The following is an 8,161-nucleotide window of genomic DNA, read 5'->3' as shown; positions in this document are numbered from 1 at the left end:
TTTTCCACCGCATTCTGCCCGACCGCACCTCCGGTTTGCGCGTCTACCGGCGTGCCGCCTACGGCCGCGCCCGTCAGCGATGCAATCACCCCGCTCTTCGATTTGATTTCCTCTTTGATATGTTCCGGCAGCAGGTTGGCATTGAACTCGCCTGTTTGCGGATCAATTGCGGTTTTACCATCGTTATACCGTTGGGCAAGATGTTCCGCCGCCTTTTCAGCTGCAACTGCTGCCGAGCCGCCGGCAGCAAAATTACCACCGTTGACGCGGGCGATAGCTGCTCCTAAAAGGAAATGTCCGATTGCCTGGGCGGTTTCGTTTTTGTTTTCACCGTGACCGAATGTCCTACCTATTGCTTCGGAGGCATAGGGCGCAGCGGCATTGACTGCGCTTTGCAACCCGCTTTGACCACCAAGCAGACCGGTCGCGAGGGTGATGCCGGCATTAAGGGCGCGGCTGTGTTTACCTCCCACCCCCCAATTTTGGGCTTCGGCATCGGCTTTGCGATAGGCTTCTGAGGAGTTGATGAGAATATTTTGCCGTCCGGTTTCGTCCAGTTTGGCGTAGGCTTCATAGCTGCCGTCATTTTGGGCTTTCAGACGGCCTTCGAACTCCGCTTCGGCTTTGGCTTTATTTTCTGCAGCGGTTTTTTGGCGGTTGCTGCTGAAAGTGTGCGCAGCGGATACTATATCGGAAGTTGCTTTAGCTATAATCTGTTGCTTTTCAGTAATCTTGGCTAAATCGGGCAGAGCCGCAACAGCACGGTGTGCGTTACTGCTGTCACTATTGATACCCAGTTCTTGCGTGGTGGTTTCTTTGCCGCCGATGTTCAGACGGCCTTCGCTCAGGGTAGCATAGGTGGTGCTGTTGTCGCCGCCTTTTTCATATTGCGGCAAGCCGGGGTTGAAGTCGGTACCATTTTTGCCTGCAGAGCGTGCAAATGCTTTACCTAAGTTTGTTTGACGGAAGTCGGCGTTGTCGGGGGTTTCAGAGGGGCTGTCGCTACCGTAACTGCCGCTCAAGCTGACATTGGATGCGCTATAACTGCTTTGGTTTTGAATATTTTCAAAAGTAAGACGTTTGGCAGTTAATTCATTTTGCTCCTTCGGCGCGGTAGAGGTAATGGCTCCGCCTTTTAGGTGGATGCTGTCGGCCTCGATGTGGTAGCCGCCTTCTCCTGCAAAAAGTCCGGATTGGATAGCCGCACTGTCACTGCTGCCCGAAGCTTTGCTTTGGTTGAAGTTGCCCGAAGCCTCCCAGGCGGTGCCCAAGGAAACTTGTACACGTACGCCGGCGGCGGTTTGTTTGTTGTCCTGTTCGGTATGGTCTTGAACACTTTCGATGTTCAGACGGCCTTTTACATCGGCATCAATGCGGCCGGCAGTGGCTGTAGCCCCTTTGAGAGTGGTATCACCTTTGCTTGCCAATTCGATTTTATTAGCTTGGAGGGTCGTGTGATCGTGTGTTTGGGCAAGATAATGGTTTTTACCTTTGCTGCCACCCACTTCGCCATAAGCATAAACACCGGTTTGCGCGCCTACGGAGACGCCTACACCCACTGATGCACCAAGGCTGCTATTTTTTCCATCGGCGGATTGGGAAGATTGGCCAGATTCGAGTATCAAATCTTTGGCTGAATCTAAGCGGAGGGTTTCAGCCGCTTGTGCTTGGGTGTTTTGAAGGTGGATGTTACCTTCGGTAGAACGGATATTGAGGTTACCACCGGCATTCAAAACATTGGCTTGGCTATGGTTTTGGCTTTGGTCTTGGCTGCTGTTGGCAGTTTTAAAGCCGAAACCTACTTCTGCTTTGGCTAATGCACCGCCGCTGGTAGCGGTATTGTAGGTAGAATAAGCTTGTGCACCTGCAGCCAGTGTTTGCAGCGCCTGCGTGCGGTCGTCTGCTTTACTCTTCACCGCGCCTTCGGCAGCGTTTACCAGGTCGATCAGTGGAGAAGATACCTTGGCAAAGGTGCCAATTTTAACGTCGCGCTCGGATTGGTGGCTGTTGTTGCGATTGTGGTCAGCCAGAATCTCAACGCTTTTTGCTGTAATATTGATGTCTTTGACGGCCACCACATTGGCAACCTGTTGGGTATAGTTGCCACCAGCCTGCATATTGACGTTGCCGCCCAAGCTCCCAACTTGGGATTTAATCTGTTCAACTTGATTACTGTTACTATCTTTCCGGTTTTTCATCCACCCGGCAAAGTGTTCGGTATCGGAAATTACCGCAGTGCCGATGCCACTGGTGATTTGACGTTCTGATTTGGTTTGATTGTTTTGGCTGGAACGGATATTGATATTACGGCCGGCAGACAAGGTAGTATCATCTTGCGCGGCAACGCTGCTACCGAAGATGTTGATATCCGCCTTTTGCGCTTGTAATACGGCCATACCACCCGCGGACAATTGTGTGCCGATGGCTTTATCGAGATTGCCCTGTGCATTGCCACGGTCATTAAACGTCCCTGCCGGAATCAATTCTCGGTTATCTATACTGAAGCCGCTGCGCTTACGGGAACCGTGTTGATCGGCAGTGTTGCGGGCAACATCCAACGTTATACTTTCTGTTGCCGAAAGCAGGATATCGCGTTCGGCAGTCAGTTTTGTCCCTTCACTTCTGATACTGCCGCCGTCGGCAACAATATTTAGGTTGCCTTGCGCAGAAACGGCCGTTACCACTGCTTGCGTATCTTCTTGATGACGATTTTCCGTAGTTTTTTGGCGACCACCGTTGATGACGATAGGAGTAAAAGCTGCTGTGGATGCCTTTGCTCCGGCATCGGCGCGTTGCAAGGTCTTACCCACTATGCTATTGCTGTAGCCACTGCCTTGCATATTGCGTTTGTAATTAGCTTTGGCAGCATCAATGGGATTCAGGGTTATGCCCATGGATAGACCTGATTGTTTTTGTTCGATATCGTTGTTGTTATTTGTTTCCGTGTACCCTGCATTTAAAGCAACATCACGTCCCTGTAGGTGCATATCGCTACCTGATGCCAGTATCGCAGCTTTGGTGTTTAGGGTTCGTTCGGCAACAACTACGGTATTACCTTGTTTACTACCGACTTGGGAGTTTGTCAGGGTGGTGACAGTTTGGTCTTGGTTGGATTTTGTGGAAGCTTTAGTGTATCCGACACTTAAAACACCATCGCGGAAACCTCCGCTCAGACCCGATTTTTTATATTCGTGTGTTTCAGCATCAAAATGGCGATTAGAAGCTGCTTCTAGCTGGATGTCTCTACCTGCTTTTAAAACAGTGCCCTTATCAGAAATAAGGTTGCTGCCGCGTACATTGATATCCTGCCCGGCTGCAACAATCATTTTGCCGCTGCCGATGTTACTGCCGACTGCTTCATCATGACTGAAGCGGTAGCGGTCCTGTGTTTTGGTACTGGAAAGGATGCCTTTGCTTTTTACGCTTACCGAGGTGTCCAGTTCGGTTATTTGGCGTCCTTCGCTGATAGTGACATCACGTCCCGCGGCAAGGTCGGTTTTGCCTTCTTCGGCCTCTAGTTCGCCTTGGCGGATTTTTAAGTCGTTACCGGCTCTAAGCAGTGCGCCGTTTTGCGTGCGGATACTGCTGCCGACTTCGGTACTTTGGCGGACATGGCGATGGTTCTCGTCATCTAATGCACCATAGGCTTCGCGATGTTCGGTATGAATGGTGCCGAGGTTGAGATTATTGCCGGCGGTAATTTGGGTAGTGCCGCCTTTAACTTGGTTAGAGACGGCGGCCGCATTGAGGTTGATATCGTTGCCGGCATGCAGGGATAGGATGCCGTCTGAAGTTCTGTTATCTACTTGTTCAGTATAGCTTCCGACCACGTTAATGCCGGCCATACGGTCGATGGCGGTATTGCCGTTACGTTCATTACCGGAAGTTTGGGTTGTACCGTTAAGGTTGATATTTTGCGCTTGGGCAGTCAGCAGTCTGCCTGCTTGTACCTGCCCGCCGTCGATATTGATACTTTTTTCAGCTTTTAAGCCGATTTGGTCGGCTTGAATGTTGCCGTTGCTGTTAATATTCCGTGCCTGGATGAGTACGGCCTGCCGCCCCGCAATGGTACCTCTGTTAGTCAGGTTGCCGTTTTGCAGTTTAAGTAAGACTTGTTCGGCACTAATCAGGCCGCCGGAGGTATTGAGATCACCTTTGCGCGCCAGGGCATAGACTTTAGGAACCAGTACGGTTTGAGTCGAACCGTCAGACAGGGTGACGGTTTGATTTTCCATCCAAACGATATCTGAAGTTAAGCGGGCAATTTGCTCTGAACTCAAGGCGATACCTGGGGTGAGACCGAATGTTTTGGCAGCAGTAAGGCCGTTGTCCATCAGAGCTTTGAATTGTTCTTCATCACTCCTGTAGCCGTCGAGTCGGCGGTAGCCTGTTAACTGGTGGATTTGTTCATTAACAAGTTTTTGTTCGTAGTAGCCGTCGCCTAGCCGTTTGTGTAGATGATTGGTGTCCAATTGCAGTTGTTGCAACATGTAGTCGCTGCCCAACCAGCGGCGGTAGTCTGCAAATTGAGGATCGGTTTCAATCAACCAGCCTTTATTGTCAGGATGGGTGGTATAGAGGCTGCTGTTAGGCAGAGTAACAGTAGCGTTATTTAACGAGACCACATTACCGGTATGGATGCGCTGACCATTGACGGCTGCTGTGGATACTCCGTCAATCAGTTTGATTGCAGATGCAGCGGGTTGAAAGGAAGGGGAGGCGGCATTCTGTTGGATGACGGATACAGGCGTGTCGAAGTCGTGGGTAAATAGTTGGGTATCATGGTAAGGAGTATGGTTTCTTTCAGTACGGCGTTGTCTTTTTCTACCGCTGTACCATCCTTTTTTTGTAACTGAATCCCACTGTGTGCCGACAGCATCTGTGCGACCTTTGCCTGTTGTACTTTGATTGGTAATTTCTTTCTGGTTTAAATCATCAGTGATAATACGCCCGCCTACTACAATCCGGCTGTCTTTGTTCAGCCAATTTTGACCTGAGGCAGTCAAATTACCGCCCACAGTAATGTGTGCCGGCCGGTTTTCGATGATGCGTTCTTTATAAGTCTCGATGTGGTAGTCTCGGACATGCCATTGGTTGGCCTCAATACGAGAACCATTTTTTAAATGGAACGTAGCAGTAGTTTGGTCTTTTTGTCCTTGCGAGTTGTCGAATAAACCGTCTTTTCCTGCCTGATAGTAGGTATTTTGCCCCAGTACGGTGTAGTCGCGGACTTGCTTTTCCGCTTTGGCTAAGTATGTCTCTGTTTTAAAGTGATTATTGATATTCTGCATATTCCTAACGGACATCAATGCATCACCTTGTACTTCCAAACCGGCACTGCCATTAACAAAGGTATCGGCCATGCCTGCCGCATGATGTTGTTCATCCAGTCGATTACCTACGGCAAAAATACCTTCGCTGGATAGTAGGGCACCTTCTTGGTTATGAATCTCTTTCGCTCCAATATCCAAACGTTTCCTTGCAGCTATTGTCCCCGCTTTGGTACTGCCTTCCGTCGTTTCTTCCCGGTTAAGCAGTATTTGCGCGTCCAGGGCAATATGGTTGCCATAGATTTTGCCTGTCCCGGTGTTGGTCAGGGTTTGACCTGCACCGATGTGGGTCAAACCGTCGCTGTTGATCAAGCCCCTGTTGTCAACATGTTGTTCGGATGTGATGTCCGTTTGTTCTCCGCCAATAATTTTGCCTGTAACTTGGTTATCTATATTGCCGGCATTGAGTTTGAGCGTATGGCCTGCTTGTAGGGTATGGGTATTTTTCAGACGGCCTTTTATGCTTAGATTTAATTGTTTGCCTGCAGTAAGGTCGCGCTCTACGACGAAATCGTCCGCCAAAGCAATATCCAGTTTGTTACCGGCTGTTAATGTGCCATTGTTGGCGAGTGATTTGGCTTGTAGCGATACATTACCGGCAGATTGAATCGTGCCGTCCGCATTGTTTAACGCCAAAGTGTTTTGATTTTTATCGTGAATAGACAACTGCCGGTTGGTGGCAATTTCACCATGTTGGTTGTATAGGCCGTCTGAAACAGCTAATTGTGCTTGGTTTGCAGATAGGAGTTTGCCGTTTTGGTTGTCTACATTTCGACTATTGATAGTCAGTTGTTCGGTAGCAGTAATATGGCCGCTTTGGTTAGTCAGTTGCTGACTTTGGATGTTAACCGTTTCAGCCTCTATATGTCCGTGCGTATTATCTAGAGTCTGACCTTCGGTATTCAGTCGTGCAACAGAAACTTTTCCTGTATTGCGAAGATTATTCTTGGTGGTAACGGTTCCACTATCGGCAAGAATGTTACCTGCATTATGTAAACCGGCGGTATCAAGCTGTAAATGTGCAGCTCGAATATTGCCTTTTTTATCATTGCTCAAGCTGCCCGAATGAATGAGTGTCAGATTGTTGGCGGCAATTTCTCCGGCATTATGCAGTTCACGGTTGTCAATCTTTCCGGTTTGAGTTAATAAGTGACCGCTGTTTTTAGCAGTTTGAGTGTTAACAGCCAGATCGTGTGCCTGGAGTTTGCCTTTTACCGTATTGTTAAATGAATCGCCTGATACTCGTAGTTTAGCCGCATTCAGACTACCCGAATTTTCCAAACCGTTTTGGGCGGCAATGTCAATTTGCCCACCTGCATTGATTGATCCTGCATTGTCAAATGCTCCTGTTGTTTGAATGCGTCCTACGGCGTAGTTTTTTGCAGGTGCTGTAGGTGAAACGGGATTGTTTGAACCAGGCTTAGATACCGAGACAGTGCTGCTGCCTGAACCTGTTGCAGTACTCGGAATCTGTGGTATGACTGATGGATTGGGATTCAAACCGGTCTGTGGAACGTCACTTACACCAATCTTGCCACTGTTATCGAATTTGCCGGCAGATACCAAATCCAATGCTTGTGAACCTGTTTGAGTAATATTACCTGTGTTGTCCAAACCACCTGTTGACATATCTAAGCGGGCAGCCTGGATCGTCCCGTTGTTTTGGTTTTTCAGACGGCCTAAATTACGGACAGTCAATTGACCTGAGGATAAGACCGTACCTGAATTGTCCAGCGTCTGGCTGTGAATATTGGCATCATCCTGTGAGGCAACCGTACCGCTATTATGAACATTGCGGGCATGAAGTGAAACCGCATGATTTTCTCCCGTCGCTGCAATCATGCCTGTGTTGACCAGTTTACCCTCAGCATTCACTGCCACATTGCCGGCTGAGGCAAACCATTGCCCCTGATTGCGCACAGATGCATCACGATCAGTGCTGATCAGGGTGATCTTACCGGCATACATACCGCCCAATGCCCCTGTATCGATGGCATACAGTGAGTTGTCGGAATTTATATTCGTAGCAGGGGAGTGTGAAGACTGGATAGAGCCATCAGCTGAGACATCATTTTTCCCTGCCGACACACGCACATCTTTACCCCACACAGGCCCATCAATCTTAACCGCATGGCTCAATATCTGCGTGAAATCGGTATCACGGGCATCCAAACCGTGTCCCGTGATCGCAATATGACCCGAACGAACCTGAAAGCCTGTTAATGCGCCTGTTTGATATTGTGGCTCACCTGTCGTCAAAGTGGCACGGGAAGCATTGATAAAACCACCACCATTGACTGCAATCCCTGCCGGATTGGCAATAACGACTTCTGCACGTCGTCCGCCCACTTCAATATAGCCATTCAGTTGTGAAGAATGGCTGCTGTTGATTTGGTTTACAACCACACGTGCTTCGCCCCTTGCCAACCAAGGATTGCCTTGAATCCAACCGCCTAGCTGTGTTTGGGTGTTGCTGCGGCTGTTGTTTAAAATCGCCCCGCGATTACCCACATCAAACTGGGCATATTGATTAACAGAAACCCCTGCCGAAGTAGGGGTTTGAATATTGACCTGCGGTATGCCGTTACCTGTTTGCAGGATGGTAGGCTGTTGCTGTGCAGGTGCGGATTTGTCGGCAACGATACCTTGGGCATTAGCAGAAGAAGAAGTCAGGATAAGGGCAGAACCGAGCAGTAATGAAAGGGAGAATGAGATAACAGAGATAGAATGGATAAAACCCGTAAAGCCCGCAATATCATTTGGCAAAATACCTACAGCTTGGGTGTCGGCTGTGTTTTTGCCCTCGCGTTTGGCATTTTCAGCAACGGCTA

At 49.1% G+C, this 8,161-nt stretch carries 1 protein-coding gene; it reads right to left on the bottom strand.

Annotated elements, in window-relative coordinates:
- Positions 1-8,161, bottom strand: an 8,161-nt coding sequence (locus DBY86_RS13870; protein ID WP_107820193.1) for a two-partner secretion domain-containing protein, incomplete at both ends; no start/stop codon positions are given.

This window comes from Neisseria bergeri (genome assembly GCA_003044455.1).
Taxonomy (GTDB): Bacteria; Pseudomonadota; Gammaproteobacteria; order Burkholderiales; family Neisseriaceae; genus Neisseria; species Neisseria bergeri.
The sequence above is the reverse complement of the archived record's forward strand: the minus strand, read 5'-3'. Positions and strand labels throughout refer to the sequence as shown.